Annotated in this window: 16 protein-coding genes; 8 read left to right on the top strand and 8 right to left on the bottom strand. The window is 66.0% G+C overall.

The window, feature by feature from the left end; translation table 11 throughout:
* The first annotated feature begins 79 nt into the window (after positions 1-79).
* The gene (locus tag Q368_RS23820; RefSeq protein WP_084158713.1) at positions 80-3,475 is read left to right on the top strand and encodes a PAS domain S-box protein; all 3,396 of its coding nucleotides are present in this window, start codon (positions 80-82) and stop codon (positions 3,473-3,475) included.
* Between the two features lie 32 nt (positions 3,476-3,507).
* Here the strand turns inward: Q368_RS23820 and Q368_RS0107685 are convergent, their stop codons facing one another.
* Both Q368_RS0107685 and Q368_RS0107680 read right to left on the bottom strand, forming a co-directional pair.
* Positions 3,508-4,953, bottom strand: coding sequence for an inorganic phosphate transporter (locus Q368_RS0107685; protein WP_029458564.1), 1,446 nt, complete (start codon positions 4,951-4,953; stop codon positions 3,508-3,510).
* 142 nt (positions 4,954-5,095) lie between these two features.
* Positions 5,096-5,278 carry a Nif11-like leader peptide family natural product precursor gene (locus Q368_RS0107680; protein ID WP_029458565.1) on the bottom strand — a complete coding sequence of 61 codons (183 nt, stop codon included), beginning with the start codon at positions 5,276-5,278 and terminating at the stop codon, positions 5,096-5,098.
* Positions 5,279-5,526: 248 nt separating this feature from the next.
* On the opposite strand from Q368_RS0107680, the gene Q368_RS0107675 reads away from it, so the two are divergent.
* From Q368_RS0107675 to Q368_RS0107650, 6 genes are all read left to right on the top strand, one after another.
* Positions 5,527-5,808 (top strand): amphi-Trp domain-containing protein, encoded by a 282-nt coding sequence (locus tag Q368_RS0107675; protein ID WP_029458566.1) that lies wholly within the window; start codon positions 5,527-5,529, stop codon positions 5,806-5,808.
* Positions 5,801-7,432: a PhoU domain-containing protein gene (locus Q368_RS0107670; RefSeq protein WP_029458568.1), complete on the top strand. Its 1,632-nt coding sequence runs from the start codon at positions 5,801-5,803 to the stop codon at positions 7,430-7,432. The genes Q368_RS0107675 and Q368_RS0107670 overlap by 8 nt, the downstream gene beginning before the upstream one ends.
* A gap of 172 nt (positions 7,433-7,604) precedes the next feature.
* On the top strand, positions 7,605-8,486 hold the full coding sequence (locus Q368_RS0107665; protein ID WP_029458570.1) for a GAK system ATP-grasp enzyme: 882 nt from the start codon (positions 7,605-7,607) through the stop codon (positions 8,484-8,486).
* Positions 8,486-9,586 (top strand): HprK-related kinase B, encoded by a 1,101-nt coding sequence (locus tag Q368_RS0107660; protein WP_029458571.1) that lies wholly within the window; start codon positions 8,486-8,488, stop codon positions 9,584-9,586. Before Q368_RS0107665 ends, Q368_RS0107660 begins: the two co-directional genes overlap by 1 nt.
* A 181-nt stretch (positions 9,587-9,767) precedes the next feature.
* Positions 9,768-12,545 (top strand): magnesium-translocating P-type ATPase, encoded by a 2,778-nt coding sequence (gene mgtA, locus Q368_RS0107655; protein WP_029458572.1) that lies wholly within the window; start codon positions 9,768-9,770, stop codon positions 12,543-12,545.
* 269 nt (positions 12,546-12,814) lie between these two features.
* The gene (locus Q368_RS0107650) at positions 12,815-15,130 is read left to right on the top strand and encodes a PocR ligand-binding domain-containing protein (RefSeq protein ID WP_052360074.1); all 2,316 of its coding nucleotides are present in this window, start codon (positions 12,815-12,817) and stop codon (positions 15,128-15,130) included.
* A gap of 103 nt (positions 15,131-15,233) precedes the next feature.
* On the opposite strand, the gene asnS is transcribed toward Q368_RS0107650, so the two are convergent.
* Both asnS and Q368_RS0107640 read right to left on the bottom strand, forming a co-directional pair.
* Complete coding sequence (gene asnS, locus Q368_RS0107645) at positions 15,234-16,616, bottom strand: asparagine--tRNA ligase (RefSeq protein ID WP_425423677.1); 1,383 nt, start codon at positions 16,614-16,616, stop codon at positions 15,234-15,236.
* Between the two features lie 2 nt (positions 16,617-16,618).
* Positions 16,619-17,083 (bottom strand): L-2-amino-thiazoline-4-carboxylic acid hydrolase, encoded by a 465-nt coding sequence (locus tag Q368_RS0107640; RefSeq protein ID WP_029458576.1) that lies wholly within the window; start codon positions 17,081-17,083, stop codon positions 16,619-16,621.
* Between the two features lie 219 nt (positions 17,084-17,302).
* Between Q368_RS0107640 and ftsY the strand changes: the two genes are divergently transcribed.
* On the top strand, positions 17,303-18,859 hold the full coding sequence (gene ftsY / locus Q368_RS0107635) for a signal recognition particle-docking protein FtsY (RefSeq protein WP_029458577.1): 1,557 nt from the start codon (positions 17,303-17,305) through the stop codon (positions 18,857-18,859).
* A gap of 117 nt (positions 18,860-18,976) precedes the next feature.
* Here ftsY and Q368_RS0107630 read toward each other — a convergent pair whose 3' ends face one another.
* The 4 genes from Q368_RS0107630 to Q368_RS0107615 all read right to left on the bottom strand — a co-directional run bounded on the left by Q368_RS0107630 (position 18,977) and on the right by Q368_RS0107615 (position 22,018).
* Entirely contained in the window at positions 18,977-19,207 is a 231-nt protein-coding gene (locus Q368_RS0107630) for a thioredoxin family protein (protein ID WP_029458578.1), read from the bottom strand.
* 15 nt (positions 19,208-19,222) lie between these two features.
* The gene (locus Q368_RS0107625) at positions 19,223-19,546 is read right to left on the bottom strand and encodes a carboxymuconolactone decarboxylase family protein (protein ID WP_029458579.1); all 324 of its coding nucleotides are present in this window, start codon (positions 19,544-19,546) and stop codon (positions 19,223-19,225) included.
* An 11-nt stretch (positions 19,547-19,557) separates the two neighbouring features.
* On the bottom strand, positions 19,558-20,646 hold the full coding sequence (locus Q368_RS0107620) for a permease (RefSeq protein ID WP_084158714.1): 1,089 nt from the start codon (positions 20,644-20,646) through the stop codon (positions 19,558-19,560).
* 190 nt (positions 20,647-20,836) lie between these two features.
* Positions 20,837-22,018 carry a putative sulfate/molybdate transporter gene (locus Q368_RS0107615; RefSeq protein WP_029458582.1) on the bottom strand — a complete coding sequence of 394 codons (1,182 nt, stop codon included), beginning with the start codon at positions 22,016-22,018 and terminating at the stop codon, positions 20,837-20,839.
* Positions 22,019-22,123: the final 105 nt, after the last annotated feature.

Below are 22,123 nucleotides of genomic sequence, written 5' to 3'. Positions count from 1 at the left end.
GCTTGCCATAGCTACCACAACACTATATTTTATTTGATCTTAGACAAAGCCCAATTCTGTCCAGAAGATCGGAGAAACCATGAAATGGCCACGGCTGCAGAGTTTGCAGGTACGCATTACACTGCTTGTCCTTCTGGCATTGACTCCGGCCATCATTCTCCACGTCGTCTCCGCCATGGAAAAACGCGCCATGACTCTCACGACCGCGGCAAACAACCTGCGCATAGTGACGGAATTGGCCGCATCAAATATAGGTAAACTCTTACAGTCCTCCAGAGAAGCGCTCTCCGGCCTGGTCCTGCTTCCGGAAATACGGTCGATGCAGCCGGAAGCGGCGCAGGCGCTCCTCGCCAAGGCCACGAGCGTCTTCCCCAATTTCTCGAGCATCACGCTGCTCGACCTGCGGGGAAACGTCGTGGCCTCGACGCTGCCCGACACCAGCGCAGCCAACTACGCCGACCGTCCCTGGGTGCGCGCGGCGACGGGCGGCAGCCCTCTCGGCATCGGGGCCTTCGCCCGGGGACGACGCAGCGGATTGCCGGGCGTCGCCCTGGCCAGCCCGGTACGGGGGGATTCCGGGGACGTCATCGGCGTCTGCACCGTCGCCGTGCGGCTGTCCGAACTCGTCAGCGTCATGGCCAATGCGCGCCTGCCGCGGCAAAGCCAGGCCGATTTGTTCGACGACACGGGGCTCGTCCTGGCCAACTGGCCGGAAAATCCGCAAGAGGTCGGGCAATCCTTTCCGGACGCCATCCAAATCCTGGCCGACCAGGAAAGTGCGCCCCACGCGACCGTGACAGGCCCGGGACCGGACGGCTCGCCGTATTTTTTCTCCGTGGCCGCCGTGCGATTCGGCGGCTCCTCGCCGCTGCACCTGCGCGTGGGGGAACCCAAGGCCCTGGCGGAAGGCCCCATGGCCGCCTCCCTGTTCCAGGACATGGTGATTTTCGCCATAACCCTGGCCCTGGCCCTTTTCGCGGCCTACCTGTTCGGCCGGACGTTTCTGTTGCTGCCTGCCGGCAAGCTCGCCCGCATGGCCAAGGCCATGGCCGTGGGCGATCTCGACCGCCGCTGCGACATGGGCGGCGGGCACGGGGAACTCTCCGAACTCGGCGCGGCCCTGGATGCCATGGCCGACACCCTGCGCGAGCGCATCCGCTTTACCCAGGAGATCATCGACGCCATTCCCACGCCACTTTTCTACAAAGACCTCGACGGGCGCTTCGTCGGCGTCAACAAGACCTACGAAACGGACATCCGCCCTTTGGCCGCCGTCAAGGGAAAGACCTCCAGCGAGATCGATGCGCCGGAGATGGTCGCCCGCTGCGAGGCGACCGACAGGGAAATCCTCGCTACCCCGTCACGCTCCGTCCAGTTCGAAACCACGCTCCGGCTCAAGGACGGCCTTGCCCATGAGTTCCTTATCTTCAAATCGGCGTATTACAGCGCCGCGGGCGCTCCAGCCGGCATCGTCGGCGTGTGCCTGGACATCACCACCCGCAACCAATCCGAGAAAGCCCTGGCCGCCTCGGAAATGCGCTACAAATCGCTCCTCACCTCCATGCGAGACGGTTTTGTCGTGATCGACCGCAAGGACCGCATCGTCGAAACGAACCCGGCCTTTCGCGAGATGCTCGGCTACACCGATACGGAACTCGCCGGCATGACCTACAGGGACATCACGCCGCCCGAGTGGCACGAGAAAGAGGAGGCGATCCTGCGCGACGCCGTCGACGCCCACGGGTTCTCCCCGATTTTCGAAAAGGAATACCGGCGCAAGGACGGCACGCTGCTGTCCGTGGCCATACGCGTACACCGTTATCCGGGCACGCCGGAGGACGAACGGCGCTATTTCGCCGTGGCGCGCGACGTTACCGCAACCAAGGCCATCGAGGCCGACCTGCGCCTGGCCAAGGAGGAGGCGGAAAGAGCCAACCGGGCCAAAAGCGATTTCCTGGCCAAGATGAGCCACGACATCCGCACGCCGCTCAATGCCGTCATCGGCATGACCGACCTGACGCTCGGCAGCGAACTGTCCCCGACCCAGCGCGACGCCCTGGAAACCGCCCGGGAATCCGCCGGCATCCTCCTCGACCTTATAAACGACGTCCTCGACATCTCGAAAATCGAGGCGCGCAAGCTGGAACTGGCAAACGAGCCCTTCGACCTGCGCCGCACCCTGGCCGCAACCGTGCGCGCCATGCGGCCGCAGGCCGCGCGCAAGGGGCTTGCCCTGCGCCTGTCGGTCGCCCCGGACGTCCCCCGCTTCGTGCGCGGCGACCAGATCCGGCTACGCCAGATCCTCGTCAACCTCATCGGCAACGCCGTCAAATTCACGGAAACCGGCGGCGTGTCCGTCTCGCTCAAGCGCGTCGCCACAGCAACGATGGGCAACTCCGCGCTGCTTTCCTGCGCCGTGGCCGACACCGGCGTCGGCATCCTTCCCGAACGCCTCGGCCGCATTTTCGACATGTTCACCCAGGCCGACGCCACGGTTTCCAGGCGCTACGGCGGCACGGGCCTTGGACTGGCCATCTGCCGGGAACTGGCGCGCCTCATGGGCGGCAACATCGCGGCGGAAAGCGCTCCGGGACGCGGCAGCACCTTCCGCTTCGCCATTCCCCTGCCCGAAACGCCGCCAGAAGAGCGCGGCGCGGACCATCCGGTGGCAGCCGGCTTCATTCTCCCCGCAGACAGGCCCCTGCGCATCCTCCTGGCCGAAGACAACCCGGTCAACATCAAGGTGGCCGCCGCCTACCTCGGCCGTCGCGGGCACACCTTCGTCGTGGCCCAAAACGGCCAGGAAGCCCTGGACCTCCTCGCCTGCCACCCCTTCGACGTTATCCTCATGGACCTGGAAATGCCCGAATGCGACGGCTTCGAAGCCACCCGCCGGCTGCGCGCCGGCGAGGCCGGGCCGCTGAACCGTTCCCGCCCGGTCATCGCCATGACCGCCCATGCCTTAAGCGGCGTGCGCCAGCGCTGCCTGGAGGCCGGCATGACCGATTACCTGGCCAAACCGCTCGACTTCCAGGCCCTGGGCGTCCTGCTCGGCGGCATCACCGACGCGGAGGAGCCCAAACCGGCGACCGCGGCGCGGGACGACGCCAGGGCTCCGGACCTGGATACGGCGGCCGCGTTGCAGCGCCTGGGCGGCGACACGGAACTGCTGCGGGAACTGGAGTCGGATTTCCTGCGCCAGTATCCGCGAAAGCTGCGCCACATCACACTTTGCCGCAACAGCGAGAATTGGGACGAGGCGGCACTCGCCGCGCATTCCCTCAAGAACATCGTCGGCGCGATCGGGGCCGAGGCCGCACGACGCCTTGCCGGCGACCTGGAGGAAAGCCTGCGCCACAGCGACAGCGATGCCGCCGACCGGCTCTTCGGCGCCATCAAGGACAGCCTGCGCCACGTCGAAGAGGCCCTCGGCAACAGGGGGACGGCCCAACCATCAGGCGCGACGGGATCGTAGGCCGCCCCTGCGCGCTCGCGGGCGGTGCACTGTCAGGCCAGCAACGCGAAGAGAAAAAAGAGCCCCGCTCCCAGGAACATGGCCGCAGGCAGGGTGAAGACCCAGGCCATGGCGATGGAGCGCAGCGTGCGCATCTGCAATCCGCTTTTCCCGGCGGCCATGGCGCCGGCCACGCCCGAGGAAAGCACGTGCGTGGTGGAGACCGGCAGCCCCAGGCCGTCGGCCAGGCCGATGGTGGTCATGGCCACCACCTGTGCCGCGGCCCCCTGGGAATAGGACAGCTTGGTCTTGCCGATCTTTTCGCCGATGGTCACGACGATGCGCTTCCAGCCGACCATGGTGCCGACGCCAAGGGCCATGGAGACGGCCAGGAGCACCCAGTCCGGCGCGTATTCCGTGGGCCGGCGCAGCACCTCCCGCCAGCGCCCGATCATTTCCCGGTCCGCTTCGGGCGCGATGTCCTGCATTTGCCGGGAAGCGTCGTCCAGGCACAGGATGTCCGTGCGGATGGCAAAGCGCTCGTGTTCGGGCAACGCGGCGATGGTGTCGGCCTGGGCCAGGCGCACCTGGATCGCTTCCGCCGCCGGCACCGCCCCGCGCACGTCGCAGTGGGGAGCCGGGCCGGCCTTCGGGGTCTCGATGAGCGCACCGCTCGCGTAGGCCTTTTCGATCTCCAGCCTGTGCGCGTCGAAATAGTCCGTGAACCGGGCCGCCACCTCCCGCACGGCCAGCACGTCCGCCTTGGGCGTATCCACGTCCAGGGCGTAAACCCCGGGCAGGATGCCGATCAAAATGAGCATGATGAGCCCCACGCCCTTCTGGCCGTCGTTGGAGCCGTGCGCCAGGGACACGCCGAGCCCGGAGACGATCAGCGCCGCGCGCATGGCCGCGGGCGGCGGCGCGTCGCCGACGGGCGGGGAATGCAGGGCCGCATTTTTGAGCAGGCGCTGCAACAGCAGCAACAGCCCGCCGGCAAGGACAAAGCCCATGACCGGGGAAATGAGAAGCGACAGCCCCACTTCCAAGGCCTTGTGCCAGTTGATGCCGGAGCCGGCGGGCAGGCCCTCGCGCACGGCGTTGGCCAGTCCCACGCCGAGGATCGCGCCGATGAGCGTATGGGAGCTCGAGGCGGGCAGGCCCAGGTACCAGGTGCCGAAGTTCCAGAGGATGGCCGAGACGAGCAGCGAAAAGACCATGGCCAGGCCCAGGTTGGTGTTGACCGAGACGAGCAGGTCCACGGGCAGCAGGTGCACGATGGAATAGGCCACGGCGATGCCGCCCAGATGCACGCCGAGAAAGTTGCAAACCCCGGACAGCACGACCGCTGTGCGGGCGCGCAGGGACTTGGTGTAGATGACCGTGGCCACGGCGTTGGCCGTATCGTGAAAGCCGTTGACGAATTCGAAAGAGAGAGCGATGCCGAGCGAGGCCAGTAGGAGAAAAAGGGTATGGCCGTCGAGGCCGGAAAGGAAATCCATGCCGTACTCCGTGGGAAAGGGCGTCCGAGCGACGGCGCGCGCAGCGACGCCGCAGGGGCTGGTCCGGGCCGTCCGGTCCCGGGCGGCCGCCGTGTCGGAAGGGCGTGGCTCCGGGGCGCTTCGCGCCGCGGACCGATGCGCCTTACGTGCCTTCGACGAGGTGGACGAGGGCCTGCCTCGCCTTGAGCTCCTCAGCCGTGAAGTGGAAGCCGAGGCTTGCGGCGTACTCGATGAGCTCCGGCAGCGGCATGCCGCCGACCATGAGCAGCCTGTCCTTGTTTTCCCGCAGGTATTCGAGGAAACGGTCGATCTCTTCCTGACCCATACGTCCATCCTCCGTCGGCGACATGCAGGCGTTTTCCCGGGTTATCCTCCCCGGGTATGGAGGAAGCGTCAACAAACGATGGCAATTCGGTGTTGCGGCCGCTTGTGCGGCGGGCCGTGCGCACGGACGAAACATGCGCCGCGTCCAATTTGCGTCCCGGCCTTCACCGTATCTTCATAATCGGGTGCTAGTGACCCCTTCGCGTCCGTGAAGCGGCCCCTTCCGCGTCCGGAACCCAAGGAGGCAATGTGACGAACAAGCTGTTCAAATACGACGGCCTGCAGGAACGCGACGCCATCGCCGCCTACCTCGAGGCCGTGCGTGACGGTTTCGCGCACGGCACCGTGACCCTGCGCCAGGGCGAACAGGTGCTGGAGCTCCTGCCCAAAGGGCTCATCGCCGTCACCATCGAAGGCAAGCAGAAGGGCGAGGACCGCAAGCTCAAGCTGACCTTCCGCTGGAAGGAGCGGGAATGCGAGTTGATCGACGCGCCCCTGCTCATCGCGCCAGGGGATGCGGGCGATGCATGAGATCGTAACAAACTTCCAGTTCCTGCTCGTCGAAATCGAACGGCAGGTCGAGGCGGCCATGGCCGTCATCGAAAAGCACGACGAACGGGCCATCGCCAAGATCGAGGCCCGCGACGACTATATCGACAACCTCAAGAGCGTCATCGAAAACGGCTGCTTCGCCACACTGCTCGGGGCCGAGCGGCTCACCGCCCAGGAAACGGCCCGGGTGCGCGCGCTCAACATCATCGGCAACAACCTCGAACGCGTGGGCGACCATGTGGTCAACGTGGTGCGCCAGACCCGCCACTACGACGAACCCGAGTGCATCCAGCGCTACGCGTACAAGCCGTTTTTCGCGGAGGTCAAAAAGGCCCTCGAATGGACGCCCAAGGCCGTGCTCGAACGCGACATGTCGGCGGCGCTCAAGATCTGCCGCTGCGAACTGCACCTGGACCGGCTTTACAAGGAGCAGTTCGACCGCATCCGCGACGAGCTGCGCTCGGGCTTCCAGACCGGCGACCTGCTGACCACGCTTTTCATCTTCCGCTACCTGGAACGCATGGGCGATGCGCTGCTCAACGTCGGCGAGGCGGCCATCTTCGCCATCACCGGCGACAAGTTCAAAATCCACCAGTTTACGGCGCTCAAGGACATCCTGACCGAGAGTGGCCACGAACTGCCCCTGACCGAGATCGACTTCGAGTCCATCTGGGGCACCCGCTCGGGCTGCCGCATCGGCCGGGTGGCCGACCGGGATGAAAACGGCGAGTCCGGCCGCGAGGTCATCTTCAAGGACGGGGACACGGCCAAGCTGCGCAAGGAAGCGGCCAACATCGAGCACTGGGAATGCCTCATGCCGGGGCTCGCCCCGCGCGTCGAGGCCTTCCGGGAAGGCCGCAAATCGAGTTCCATGCTGATCGAACTGCTCCCCGGCCAGACCATCCAGGACATCGCCCTGGGCGGCGACCTGACGCTGTTGCGCCGCGCCCTTTCCGCCCAGTGCCGCGTGGCCGGCGAGATCTGGGAAAAGACCCTCGAGCGCGCTGTCGTCCCGGCCGGGACCATGGCCCAGTTGCGCTCCCGGCTCGACGAGGTACTCACGGTCCACCCGGGCTTTCAAAGCGTGCCGCGCGCCATCGGGGACTACGCCCTGCCGAACCTTAACGACGCCCTGCGCGGGGCCGAGGCCGTGGAAGCGGGCCTTGCGGCCCCCTTCACGGTGCTGTTGCACGGCGACTACAACAGCAACAACATCCTCTACGACGGCGTCAAGGACCGGATCCACTACATCGACCTGCACCGCTCCGCCCCGGGCGACCTGGCCCAGGACACGTCGGTCTTTATGGTGTCCAACTTCCGCCTGCCCGTCTTCGACGCGTCCCGACGGCGCATCCTGAACGCCATCATCGCGGAGTTCTTCGAATTCGCGCGTGGCTTCGCCGCCCGAAACGGTGACGACACCTTCGAGCTGCGCGTGGCCCTGGGGCTGGCCCGCTCGTACATCACCTCGACGCGGTTCGAACTGAGCGAGCGGTTTTCCAGGCTGATGTTTTCACGCGGCATGTATCTGCTTGGCCGCGTGGCCGGACATGCCGGCCCCCCGGCCGCCTTCCGGTTGCCCCTGGCCGCGGCCTGTTACTGACGTTGCTTGACCCCGCCGCGCGCCCCGGCGCGCGGCCCATTACGGAGGCGTCGCCGGAAGGCAGCGCAAACGACCCTCTTGCCGGAGACGGCCCGCGCACAGGGCTGTCCGGGCCGGGCGCGACGCCGCCCCGGACGAGAGCCATGACGGCGAGAAGACCATGGGAGGAATCATGAAGAAGATCGGCGTGGTGGGCATCCCAAAGGGATGGTCCACCCTGCGGCTCCTGGACGCCCTGGAAGCGAAGACGGGCTTTCGCCTGTGCATCGACATGGCCGAGGTCCGCCTCGACCTGGACACGGGCAAGGTGTTTTGCCAGGGGACCGACCTCACCGGCCTCGACGCGATCATCGTGAAAAAGATCGCCCCGTCCTATACCCCCGACGCCCTGGACCGCATGGAGATCCTGCGCTTCCTCCACCAGAAGGGCGTGCCCGTCTTCTCCAGCCCGGACAGCATGCTGCGCCTGATCGACCGCTTAAGCGGCACCACGGTGCTGCGCCTGGGCGGCATCCCCATGCCGCCCACGGTCGTGACCGAGGACATCGAGGAAGCCGCGGCCACGGTGGCGCTCTACGGCAAGGCCGTGTTCAAGCCGCTTTTTTCCTCCAAGGCCCGGGGCATGACCGTCATCGAGGACACCCCCGACGCCCGGGAGGAGATCGCCGACTACAAGGCGGCCGGCAACCAGGTCATGTACATCCAGAAGATGGTTTCCCACGCCGGCGGCCACCTCGACCTTGGCGTGTCGTTTCTCGGCGGCAAATACCTGGCCACCTATGCCCGCCAGGGCAGCGGCGCGTCCTGGGACACCACCACGCGCACCGGCGGCCGCTACGTGCCCCACGAGCCTTCGCAGGAAATCATCGCCCTGGCGCACAGGGCGCAGGCGCTGTTCCCGGACATGGCCTTCACCTGCGTCGACGTGGTGGAAACCCCGGAAGGCGCGGCCATCTACGAAGTCTCGGCCTTCGGCGGCTTCCGCGGCCTGCTCGACGCCTGCGGCATCGACGCCGCGAGCGCCTACGCCGACTACGTGCTGGAGAACATCTGATGCAAAACGCCCCCACCATCGCCGGGCTCATGGCCCCCATCCTCGCCGATGCGCCCATCACCCACCGCCTGGACGTCACCTTCGGCGACGTGACCGTGGTCGTTTCCTCCAACTCCAAGGGGCTCATCGAAAAGCTCGCCAACTATTACCGCGACTTCATTGGCGGCGGCGGCGCGACCCTCATCCCGGTCACGGCCATCGAGGCCGGCCCGCCGGATCTCGAATTGCCCTTCGCCGTCAAGCAGCGCGAACCCGGCAAGACCAAGCTCAAGGAATCCTACTGCGACCTGCCCGACGGCCGCGTGGTCAAAAAGCTGCTCACGGGGCTGGTCTTCCTCTTCGGCCACGGCGACAACTACGCCGTGGGCCCGTGCATCGACAACGACAACCAGGTCGTCAACTTCATCAACAACCGCTTCATCGAGCACTGCCTCAAACGCGGCGCCCTGCTCTTCCACGCCGCGGGCGTGGCCGAAGGCGGCGCGGGGCTGGTCATCTCCGGCTTTTCCGGGGCCGGCAAGTCCACCCTCGCCCTGGAGATCATGCGCCACGGCACGGATTTCGTGAGCAACGACCGCGTGATGGTCTCCCGGGAGAGCGCGGGCCTCGTCATGACGGGCGTGGCCAAGATGCCGCGCGTCAACCCCGGCACCGTGCTCAACAACCCGAATCTGGCCCCGGTCATGGACGCCGAGGACCGCAAGCGCTTCGCCGCCCTGCCCCAGGCCGAACTGTGGGACCTGGAACACAAGTACGACGCCTTCATCGACGAATGCTTCGGCAAGGGCCGCTTCAAGCTGTCCTGCCCCATGGCGGGCCTGGTCGTCCTGCGCTGGAAGCGCGACGCTTCGCCCATGACGGCAAGTCGCGTGCGCCTGCGCGATCGCCGCGACCTCATGGCCGCCTTCATGAAGGACGTGGGCCTGTTCTACGAATTCGAGGACGCCTCCGAACCCTCCATCGCCAGCCAGAACGCCTACCTCGACCTGCTCGGCGACCTGCCGGTCCTGGAAATCGACGGCGGCGTGGATTTCCACAAAGCGGCCGCGGCCTGCCTGGAGTTCCTGCGCCAGGCGCGCACGGAGACGCAGCCTTCCTGACAGTGCTGCAACACACGACATCGTCACCGGATATCCATGTACTTGAAAACGGTACCGTGTTTTCAAGGAATGCCGACGCCACGCGGCCGGGGCGGCATCGCCCCCCGGCCGCGACGCGCCGGGTAGAAGCGGCGGGAACGTCTCCCGCCAGCGCAATCCCCATGCACGATCCGGAGCGCCCATGACCGACCCCAAGTCCCCCATGCAGGCCACCTCGCAGGAAGCGGACGCCAATGCCGCAAGCGAGGTATTGCGCCTTGCGCCTGAAGACGAATTTCTCAAAAACCTCGAACACTTCGTCCAGAAAGCCAACGCCTTCGACGCCCTGGCCCACCAGCGCAAGATTTCCGCCTACGACGTCTACCGGCACCTGCAGGGCCTGTGGGAGCAGGTTGCCGTCTCCGGGCAATGGCTCAGCGAACCCGCGGCCGAGCAAAAACCCGCGTTTGCAGGCTTAAGCTCCCAGGAAGCCAAGGACCGGCTCAGGCAGTTCGGCCCCAACCAGGCCGTCACGGCCAAGCCCGTGACCTTCCTGGACCGGCTGTGGGATTCCGTGAAAAACCCGCTCGTGCTGCTCCTGTTCGTGCTCGGCGGCATCTCCTACGCCACGGACGACGTCCGCTCGGCCGTGGTCATCATCGGCATGGCCGTCATGGGCGTGGTGCTCAAGGTCATCCAGGAAGCCAAGGCCGACACCGCTGCGGCGGAGCTCAAGAAAATGGTCCACACCACGGCCACGGTGCTGCGCGACGGGCAGCAGCGCGAGATTCCCCTGGCCCAGGTCGTGCCGGGCGACATCGTGCTGCTCGCCGCCGGCGACATGGTGCCGGCCGACGTGCAGCTTCTGCGCGCCAAGGACCTGCACATCAACCAGGCCATGCTCACGGGCGAGGCCCTGCCCGTGGAAAAGACGGCCCGGCCGGCGGACGAGCCCCCGCGCGAGGGCGAATCCGGCCTCGGCGACCCGGCCATGTGCTTCATGGGCACCAACGTCGTGTCCGGCTCCGCCGCCGCCGTGGTCACGGCTACCGGGGCCAAGACCTATTTCGGCGGCATCGCGGCGAAACTCTCGGGCAAGCGCGTCGAGACCGATTTCGACAAGGGCATCAAGAGCTTCACCGGGCTCATGCTGCGCTTCATGCTCGTCATGGTGCCGTTCGTTTTCGTCATCAACGGCGCGACGACCCACGACTGGATGGGCGCGTTCATGTTCGCCCTGGCCGTGGCCGTGGGCCTCACCCCGGAAATGCTGCCCATGGTGGTCACGGTGTGCCTTTCCAAAGGGGCGCTGGCCATGTCCAAGCACAAGGTCATCGTCAAGCGCCTGGACGCCATCCAGAACTTCGGGGCCATCGACGTGCTGTGCACGGACAAGACCGGCACGCTGACCCAGGACAAGATCATCCTGGAAAAATACCTCGACATCAAAGGCGAGGAAGACCATGCGGTCCTCGAATACGCCTACCTCAACAGCAAGCTGCAAACGGGCCTGAAAAACGCCCTGGACGTGGCTGTCATCGCTTCCGGCGACGCCGTGGGTGAATCCATCAACCCCGCCGACTACGAGTTGCTCGACGAGATCCCCTTCGACTTCATGCGCCGACGATTGAGCGTCATCGTGCGCGACAAGCGCACGGACAAGGCGATCCTCATTTGCAAGGGCGCGGCCGAGGAAGTGTTCGCCCAAAGCCGCACCTACATCAAAAACGGGGTGGTCAAGCCGCTCGAAGGGCATCATCTGGCCACCCGGCAGCAGCTCGTCCACGACCTCAACGACGACGGCTTCCGCGTGGTGGCCCTGGCCTACAAGGAAGTGGACGGCGCGCGCAGCGACTTCGCCGTGGCCGACGAATGCGACCTCACGCTCATGGGCTACCTGGCCTTCCTCGACCCGCCCAAGGACACCGCGGCCGACGCCCTGGCGATCATGATCGCCCACGGCATCCAGCCCAAGATCGTCACCGGCGACAACGCCGTCATCACAGCGAAAATCTGCCGCGAAGTGCGCTTCGACGCCGGCGACCACATCATCACCGGCGACCAGGTGGCGGCCATGAGCGAAGCGGAGCTCCACGAGGCCGTCGGCGTCTGCCACGTCTTCGCCAAGCTCGACCCGATGCAGAAGGAGCAGATCGTCACGGCGCTGCGCCACCAGGGCCACGTGGTCGGCTTCATGGGCGACGGCATTAACGACGCCCCGGCCCTGCGCGCGGCGGACGTCGGCATCTCCGTGGACAGCGCCGTGGACGTGGCCAAGGAATCGGCGGACATCATCCTGCTCGAAAAGAGCCTGCACGTGCTCGAACACGGCGTGCTCGAAGGCCGCAAGATCTTCTTCAACATCACCAAGTACATCCGCATGGGGGCCAGCTCCAACTTCGGCAACATGTTCAGCGTGCTCGGGGCCAGCGCCTTCCTGCCCTTCCTGCCCATGCTGCCGATCCAGATCCTGGTCAACAACCTCATGTACGACTTTTCCCAGACCGCCATCCCCACCGACAACGTGGACGCGGACATCCTGGCCAGGCCCCGGCGCTGGCGCATCGACGACATCCGGCGCTACATCCTCTACCTCGGCCCGGTCAGCTCCATCTTCGACTACGTCACCTTTTTCATCATGATCCACTTTTTCGGAGCCTGGACCAACCCGGCGCTCTTCCAGACCGGCTGGTTCATCGAGTCGCTGCTCTCCCAGACCATCATCGTGCACGTGATCCGCACGGACAACATCCCCTTCCTGCAAAGCTGGTCCAGCCTGCCGCTCGGCGCGACCACCATCCTCATCTGCGCCTTCGGCGTCTGGCTGCCTTTCTCGCCCCTGGCCCACACCTTCGGCCTGGTCGTGCCGCCAACCGGCTACTGGGGGCTCATGGCGCTGGTCATCTTCTGCTACATGTGCCTGGCCCAAGTAGTGAAAACCTGGGTGGTGCGCCGCATTCAGGCCTCCTGCCCGGCATAGCCCCGTCTGCAATACGGCCGGCGTTCCCCCCGGGAAACGCCGGCCGTTTCCTTGCCGCGGACGACGCGTTATTTCAGACCGAAACAAATACAGAATAGTGCAACGCCTCCGCCGTTGTCGCACCACCGCCCGACTCCCCCAGAAGTCTGCCGCCGTAGTCGCCAATACATCGCATCCTCCCTTCGTTAGGGAAATAGTTGTTGGAATTGGCGCGGCTATTGGAGTATGCTCTCGGAAAGGAAAGCAACCGGCTCATCCGGGGGAGGGACATGCGCAGCCGACAGGACAAGGGACAACCCCACCCGAAGCCTCGCACCGACGGGGAAGACGGGCCTTCCGCCGGACCGTCCCCCTCTCCCGCTCCGAACGCCCCGCGTTTCGAGGACGTCTTTTCCGTGGAGGAGATCCAGCGCTTCCAGGACGCGTTCGCCGAGGCTGCGAACGTGGCCTCGCTCATCACCGACCCGTCGGGACGGCCGATCACACGGCCAAGCAACTTCACCACCCTGTGCCGCGACGTCATCCGCGCCACGCCCAGGGGACGCGCCAATTGCCGGCGCTCGGACGCCATCCTGGGCCGCGCCACCGAAACGGGGCCGACCATCGCCAATTGCGAAAGCGCCGGCCTCATCGACGGCGCGACCTGCATCTTCTTCGACGGCCGCCACATCGCCACCTGGCTCATCGGCCAAGTGGTCGACGCCTCCGTGGATCTCGAGGCGGTCATGGCCTACGCCAAGGAAATCGGGGCCGACGAGGAGGCCTTCCGCGAGGCCCTGGCGCGCGTGCCGCGCATGAGCCGGGAGCGATTCGGGAAAATCTGCCAGGCGCTTCACCGGTTCGCCAATCTCCTCTCGGATATGGCCCTGACCAACCACCGGCAATCCGAGCTCATCGTCGCCCTGCGCCAGGCCCAGGAAGTGGTCAAGGTCCGGGACAGGAACCTCGCGGACATCATCGACTTCCTGCCCGACCCCACGTTCGTGGTCGACGGCGACGGCGCGGTGGTCTTCTGGAACCGGGCCATGGAAAAACTCACCGGCGTCGCGGCCGAGGACATGCTCGGCAAGGCGGATTTCGCCTATGGCCTGCCGTTTTACGGCTACGCCACGCCGCTTTTGATCGATTACGCCCGGGGTGCGGTGAAGCGCCCCGACGACCGCTACGCCGTGGCCGAACTGACCGAGGACGCGGTCATCGCCGAGGTCACGGTCGCCGCCCTGCCCGGCGGGCCGCGCCATGTCTGGGCCAAGGCCGTGGCCCTGCGCGACGGCTCGGGGCGCATCGCCGGCGGCATCGAGGCCATCCGCGACGTCACGGACCGGCATCTGGCGGATATGGCGCTGCGGGAGAGCGAGGAGAAATTCCGGCGCATCGTGGAAACCGCGGGCGAGGGCGTGTGGGTTCTGGACGCGTCATGGCGCACGACCTTCGTCAACCGGCGTCTGGCGGACATGCTCGGCTACGCCCCGGGCGAGATGCTCGGCATCGCCTTTGACGACTTCGTGTCCCGGGAATCCACGCAGGCGGCGCGCCGGCAGATGGACGGGCTGCGCCGGGGCGCAAGCGAAGTGCAGGAGATCAGGCTGCGCCGCAAGGACCGGGAGGAAATCTGGACGCTTGTCTCCACAAGCCCCTTGTACGACGCCACGGGCGAGGCCCAGGGGGCCCTCGCCATGGTCACGGACATCACCGAGCGCAAGAAGACCGAAGAGGCGCTGGCCAACCACCGGCAGCGCCTGGAAGCCGAGGTGGAGGAGCGCACCAGTGACCTGCGCCTGCAAGCCCTGGAACTGGCCGAGGCGAACATCCGCTTGAGCGAACTGGACCGGATGAAGTCCGTGTTCCTGTCCACGGTGTCCCACGAACTGCGCACGCCCCTGACTTCGATCCTGGGCTTCGCCAAGCTCATCGGTCGGGATTTCACCGACCAGTTCCTGCCGCTGACCGTGGACAACCCGGCGCTTGCCGCCAAGGGCCGGCGCATCGCCGACAATCTTTCCGTGGTCTTCGGCGAAGCCGAACGCCTCACGCGCCTTATTAACGACGTGCTGGACTTAAGCCGCATAGAATCGGGCAACATGTCCTGGCGCAACGAACGGTTTTCCCCGGCCGCCGTTGTGTCCAAGGCGGCACGCAGCATCGAAGGGATTCTGGAACAGCGGCCCGAAGTCGCCTTCGACGTCCGGGTGGCCCCGGACATCCCGGACCTGTACATGGACCCGGACCAGCTCATACAGGTCGTCTCCAACCTGCTGCAAAACGCGGTGAAGTTCACCAGGGCCGGCACGGTGCGCCTGGAGGCCTGCGGTCATGGCGAAACCGTGCGCATCGCCGTGGCCGACACGGGCATCGGCATCCCCCTGGAGGAACTCGATTCCATTTTCGACAAGTTCCACCAGGTGGGCCGCAGCGACACCGTGCAGGAGGTCGCCAAGGGCACGGGCCTGGGGCTGGCCATCTGCCGCCAAATCGTGCGCCATTACGGCGGGCGCATCTGGGCCGAGTCGTTGCTCGGCGGCGGCAGCGTTTTCACCGTGGAGCTGCCCGCGGCCAAGGAAACGGACACTCAGTCCCCCTCCTGAGCCGCTTTACACCCCCCAGCCCCTCTCCCTTTCGAGGAGGTCCAGGAGGGGGTCACCCCCTCCTGGCCGCCGGAGGCATCTCCCTCTCCTTCCCGTTCCCTCTCTAAAACTCCAAATGCCGCCACGTACGGGCGAAGGGCATGACGTCGCGGATGTTGCCGATACCCGTGACGAGCATGAGCACGCGCTCGAAGCCCAGGCCGAAGCCGGCGTGGGGCGCCGTGCCGAAACGCCGCGTCTCCAGGTACCACCAATATGCCGCAAGGGGCAGACGCAGTTCGCGGATGCGCGCTTCGAGCAGGTCCAGGCGTTCCTCGCGTGCGCTGCCGCCCACCACTTCGCCGATGCCCGGCACGAGCACGTCCATGGCTCCGACCGTTTCGCCGTCGTCGTTTTGGCGCATGTAGAACGCCTTGATCGCGCGCGGGTAGTCGTAGACGATGACCGGGCGGCGGAAATGCTCCTCGGCGAGGTAGCGTTCGTGTTCGCTTTGCAGGTCGAGCCCCGGGCCGACCGGGTAGGCGAAATCCTTTTTCGCGGCGCAAAGGATGTTCACGGCCTCCTTGTAGGGCAGGCGCACGAAGGGCTCGGCGACAAACGCCGCCAGGGTCTCGGGCAGGGTCGGGTCCACGTATTTGGCGAACAGGCCGAAATCCTCGGCGCAGTCGTTCATAGCCGTGCGCACGAGGGATTTGAGCAGCGATTCGGCCAAATCCATGTTGTCCTCGAGGTCGGCGAAGGCCATCTCCGGCTCGACCATCCAGAATTCGGCGGCGTGGCGCGAGGTATCGGAGTGCTCGGCCCGAAAGGTGGGGCCGAAGGTGTAGACCTTGCCGAGCGCCAGGGCCAGCGGTTCGGCCGTCAGCTGGCCGGAGACGGTGAGGTAGGCGTCCTTGCCGAAGAAGTCCTTTTCCGCGCGCTCCTTGGGCGGCAGCGCGGCCTCGGCGTCGGTCAGGCCCGTCACGCGGAACATCTCGCCCGCGCCTTCGCAGTCCGAGCCCGTGATGATGGGCGTGTGCACCCAGGCGAAGCCACGCGCGGCGAAGTAGGCGTGCACCGCCTGGCCCAGGGCCGCGCGCATGCGCAGCATGGCCCCGTACTTGTTGGTGCGCGGCCGCAGGTGGGCGATGGAGCGCAGGAATTCGTCGGAATGGCGTTTCTTCTGGAGCGGGTAGCTCTCGGGATCGGCCGGGCCGAGCAGTTCCAGTTTCTTTGCGTGGACCTCGAAGCGCTGCCCTTTGCCCGGCGAGGACACGAGTTCGCCGGAAACGGCCACGGACGCGCCCGTGCCGAGTTCCGGCAGCAGATCGTGCCCCTCTACGCCCTCGTCCACCACGACTTGCAGGTTCGTCAGGCAGGAGCCGTCGTTGATCTCCAGAAAGGAAAAGCCCTTGGCATCGCGGCGGGTGCGGACCCAGCCCATGACGCGGATCGCGCCCGGGCCTTCGCCGCCCGCGAGCGCCGCTTTGACGGTGGTGCGCCGTATGCTCATGCGTCGTCGTTCCAGGTAAAGGTGAAAGGACAGGAGACGGCCCCGGAAGCTATGGTTCCGGGGCGGTCAAGCCGCAACTTGTCGCTGTAGCCGGCGACGAACGCGCCGTCGCGCAGGCAGGAAATACGCATGGCCAGTTCCTCGGGCAGACCCATTTCCCGGTAGGTCTCGGCGTAGCGGCAGCGCGTCACTTCGAAGGAAAAGACGTTGCCCCGGCGCGCGGCGTTTTCGATGACCAGCGCGCCGCCGGCCTGCCACAATTCGGCCACGGCCGCGAAATGCTCGAGACTCGGCCCCTGCGGCGCCTTCGCGGCAAAAGCCTTGCCCGCTGCGAAAGCGGCCTCGCGCACGATGTCCTCGATGACGGCCAGGGCTTCGTCCCGGCCCAGGCGCGCCACGAGCACGGCATACGTCTGCGCCAGCATGGCCGCTTCGATACCGCGCCTCTCCAGAAGCGTCATGGATATACTCCCCTTGTTTGCGAAAATGCCGCGTCCCGCGCGGCCCCCTCTTGTGCCACAAGGAGCCGGGCGACCACAACACGGCAGATGCGGCAACCGCCGCCCCCGGCGGCCGGGCGCGGCGGTTGCGCCGCGCCGCCTTGCCGGCTATTGTGTTTCGTCGCGCCGCTCGGCGCGCCTGCCTTCAACTTCCTTTCCGAACACGAGGACCGACGCCCCATGGGTTTTTTTTCCAAGCTCAAGAAATTCTGGAAAGCCGAAGACGCTCCCGTCGAAACCGCCGCCGCTCCCGCCGAGGAGCCGCAAACCCAGGTGCAGGCCGCAGCGCAGGAGCCCTCCCCTGCTCCCGCAGCGCAGGAAACGCCGGCCGCCGCGCCCGAGCCCGTGCGGGAAGAGGCCGCCGCCGCGCCGCAACACGAGCCCGCGCCCGAAACGACGCAAGAGTCCGCCGCCCCTGCGGCAGCGCCTGTCGCCGCAGCGGCACCGACGCCCCCGGCCGCGCCCGAACCGGTCGCCGCAGCACCCGAACCCGCCCCCGTCGCTTCCGTCCCAGACGCGGATGCCGCAGGACAGGCCCCCTGGCGCAACGCGCTCATCCTCGAACTGCGCCAGGCGGAACCCAGGCTCTCGGCCTGGCTCGATATCCTGCTCGCGGACGTGACCGTCGCCGGCCCGGACCTCTGGGACCGGCTGCGCTTTCTCTTCACCAGCCTCGAGGCCCCGGCAGGAGAGGCCGACGCCTTTGTCGCCAAGTTCGCGGACTGGATCGCGGTCATGGAATACGACGAGGTGGAGCTGTTCCGCTCGGAACTGCAATACCGCCTCGCCCTGGCGCTGGACCTGGAAGACGAGGAGGACGAGCGCAACCGGCTTTTCCTCAAGCTCTCCGAGGGGCTGGCCAAGACCAAGGAACAGATCGTCAAACACATCGACGGGCTGCTCGGGAGTCACAAGGTCATCGACGAGGCCTTCTGGGAGGAGCTCGAGGAAATCCTCATCATGGCCGACGTGGGCTTCGAGCCCGCGGCCAAGCTCATGGACGGGCTGCGCGCGCGCGTGCGCAAGCGCGGCGTGACCGATCCGGCGATCTTCAAGGAGATCCTGCGCGAGGAACTGGCCGAGATCTTCAAGACCGGCAGGACCATCAAGGCGATCAACCCGCCGGAAGTGGTCATGATGATCGGCGTCAACGGCGTGGGCAAAACCACGACCATCGCCAAGCTCGCCCACCGCGACATCATGCGCGGCAAGAAGGTGCTCATCGCCGCCGGCGACACCTTCCGCGCGGCGGCCATCGAGCAGCTGCAAATCTGGGCCAAGCGCGTGGGCGCGGACTTCTACAGCAAGGGCGAAGGGGCCGACCCGGCGGCCGTGGCCTTCGAGGCCATGGACAAGGTGCTCGCCGGCGGCTACGACGTGCTCTATCTGGACACCGCCGGCCGGCTGCACACCAAGACCAACCTGATGGAAGAGCTGAAGAAAATCCGCCGTGTCGTGGGCAAGAAGCACCCGGGCGCGCCGCACCGCTCGGTGCTCGTGCTCGACGCCACCACCGGCCAGAACGCGCTGTCCCAGACCAAGCTTTTCGACGAGGCGGCAGGCGTGGATGAGATCATCCTGACCAAGCTCGACGGCACGGCCAAGGGCGGCGTGGTGGTCGGCATCGCGCTCTCGTTCGGCGTGCCGATCACCTATGTGGGGCTCGGCGAGAAAATGGAAGACCTGCGCCCGTTCGTCGGCCAGGACTTCGCCCAGGCGCTGCTTGGGGTAGCATAGTCGGGAAGAGGGAAGACGCCTCCGGCGTCCAGGAGGGGCGACGGCCCCTCCCGGACCTCCCGAAAGGGGTGAACGGGGCCATTGCGCAGGCAGTGGCCCCGGACGCGACAGAGGAAATCAGGCGATCCAGGCGGCGATGTCTTTTTTGGGCGGCACGCTGCCGGCGGCTTTGATCACGCCGTCCACGAGCAGGGCCGGCGTGGTGAACACGCCCAGCTTGACGATGGCCTGCAGGTCCGTGACCTTTTCCACCGTGGCCGCGATGCCCTTCTCGGCCACCACTTCCTTCACCAGTTTTTCCAGTTCGTTGCACTTGGCACAGCCCGTGCCGCAGATTTGAAGCAGCATCCTTCTCCCTCCCGTTTATTTCTTGCAGGCGCAATCGACTTTGCCGGCGATGATGTCAGCCACGTCGCCAAGCACGTCGTGCGTCCAGCAGTCGTCGGCCCCGGCCGCCTCGCGCATGACCAGAGCCAGGATGTAGGCCAGCTCCTGCAGGCTTGCCCCGGCATCGAGCGCGCCCTTGAAGTGCTTGAGCACGCAGGGTTTGGAACGTGCCTTGATGGATACTGCAAAGCAGATGAACTGGTACGTCTTTTCGTCGATGAGCCGCTTCTCGGCATAGAGCGCATCCATCGCATCAAGTTGGGTGGCGAACTCCGGGAACAATTGGGCAAGAAAACGCATGACAGCCTCCGTTACAGCAAAATGTTGAACACATACCCCACAAGCAGGATGCCGCAACCGACTATGCCGGCGAACGCCAGCAACAAAGGCACCTTGAGCACCTTGCGCAAGATCACCATCTCCGGCAGCGACAAGGCGATGACCGACATCATGAAGGCGAGCACCGTGCCGAGGGCCGCGCCCTTGGCCAGAAGTGCCTCGACCACGGGTACGATGCCGGCGGCGTTGGAATACATGGGGATGCCGATGACCACGGCCAAGGGCACGGACCACCAGCTGCCCGAGCCCATGATAGAGGCCATGAAGCCCTCGGGCACGTAGCCGTGGATGCCCGCGCCCACGGCAATGCCGAGCAGCACCCATTTCCAGGTGCGCCCGAGGATTTCGCGCACGGCGTTCATGCCGTAAACGACGCGGTCGCGCGCGGTCATGGGGGCGTCGCCCTGCGCCCCCTGCCCGTCCCGCACGGCCAGCACCCAGTCCTCGACGTAGCGCTCCAGACGCATCTTCCCGAGCGTCCAGCCGGCGACCACGGCCACAGCCAGCCCCATGGCCATGTACAGCGCCGCCACCTTCCAGCCGACGAGGCCGTAGAGAAGCACCACCGCGATTTCGTTGACCATGGGCGCGGAAATGAGAAACGAGAAGGTGACGCCGAGCGGCACCCCGGCCGCGACGAAGCCTATGAAAAGCGGCACGGCCGAACACGAGCAGAAAGGCGTGACGATCCCCAGAAGCGCGGCCAGGACGTTGCCGGCGCTTTCGCGCCGCCCGGCCGCCAGCATGCGCCGGGTGCGCTCGGGCGTGAAAAACGAGCGGAGGATGCCCACGCCGAAGACCACGAGCGTGAGCAGCATGAGCACCTTGGGCGCATCGTAGAGGAAGAATTCCACGGCGTCGCCGAACCGCGAGCCGTGCTCCAGCCCGAACACGCCGTAGGTCAGGAATTGCGAAAACGGCAGCAACTGCCGGTAAATAACGAACCAGGCGGCCAGGACCGCGACCAGGAGCACGATACGCCCGGGCCCCAGTCCCGCACCGGCAGTTTCCGGCTTGCGGCAGGCGCAGCCCGCATCCTTGGCATCCGTGATATGTTCCATGGCATCCTCCGGCGATGGCAAACGGCTATTTGTTATTTGGTCAAAAAGCCAAATACGACATCCCTTGCCGGCCCGCAAGTACTTTTGCATTTCCCACAAGGGATGGATGCACACCTTCCGGCAAACAAAAAGCCGGGAGACGCAGTCACTTGCGTCTCCCGGCCAGCGGACGGAGTTGGTTGGGAGGGGCCTAAATCTTGATCCACTCCTTGCGCAGGGCGGTGTCCAGAATGACGCCGACGACGAAAGCCACGCCCATGTGCCACATGGCGAAGCCGGCGACGACGACCATGACGTAGAATTCGGACTTCTTCGTGCCGATGTCGCGCACGGTCACGGCGAGTTCCGCGCCGGCCAGGAAGAGGATGACACCGAGCACCGCAGGCGGAAACATCTTAAAGATCACGGCCACGGACTGGCTGAAAAAAAGCGCGATGACGACGACGATGGTGCCGAGGATGACGAGCGAGCCGCCCGTGCGCGCGCCGAAGCGCACGTGCCCGGCCATACCGCCCGCGCCGTGGCACATGGGCACGCCGCCGAACATCGGCGAAACGAGGTTCATGATGCCTTGGCTGATGCACATGGTTTTTTCCGTGACGGGCCGATCAGGAAAAAGGTCGTTATTTTCCGCGGTGATGGCCACCACGGCGTTGCCGAGCGTCAAAGGGATCTGCGGCAAGGTGAAAAGGAGCGTGCCCGTGACGATGTCGTCCCACTTGATCTGGTGCAGGCCGAACTGGGGCAGGCGGAAACCGATGCTGACCTGGGTCAGTTCGCCCCAGAGGGCCGGATTGCCGATCAGCGCGGCCACGACGCCGATCAGCAGCAACACGAACATGGCCGGGATCTTCGGATTGGTGAGCAGCACGAAGGTCGTGGCCAGGCAGATGGCGGCGAGCGTCGGCGAGGCCACCATGCGGTGGATGCCCTCGACCACGAAGGACATGCCAAGCCCGAGCATGATGCCGCGCACCACGGGCTTGGTCGCGAGCTTCGCGACCACCTTGATCGTGCCGGTCATGCCGATGAGCAGCCAGAAAAGCCCGGTGGTCAGGCCCGAGGCGAACAGTGCGGCGGGCGAGATGCCGCCGGCCACGGCCGCCGCGCCGATGGCCTTCATGGGCTGGATGGGGATAGGTGTCTTGTAGTAGAGGCCGGCCGCGATCTTGGAGACGCCGAACATGAAGAGCAGCCCCAGCGGATCGACGCCCAGGATCGTGATGTAGGCCACGACAAACGGAATGAGCGTGCCGATGTCGCCGAACGCGCCGGCCCACTCCATGGCGTCGTAACGGTTCTTCGTCTTCACGGGAGGATCGGATCGGGTTTCGGAAGCCAGGGTCGTCGCCCCTTGCGTTGCGTTCTGCATGGGCCACCTGCCTTGTATTCCGGTTACCCCTCGCCGCGCGGACACGATCGTCCGGGACACGGGGTTTCGGCTGTTTTGTTCACACGGAATTTAAAAAATCCGTGT

Source organism: Solidesulfovibrio alcoholivorans DSM 5433 (genome assembly GCF_000702665.1).
In the GTDB taxonomy this organism is placed as follows: Bacteria; Desulfobacterota; Desulfovibrionia; order Desulfovibrionales; family Desulfovibrionaceae; genus Solidesulfovibrio; species Solidesulfovibrio alcoholivorans.
The sequence above is the reverse complement of the archived record's forward strand: the minus strand, read 5'-3'. Positions and strand labels throughout refer to the sequence as shown.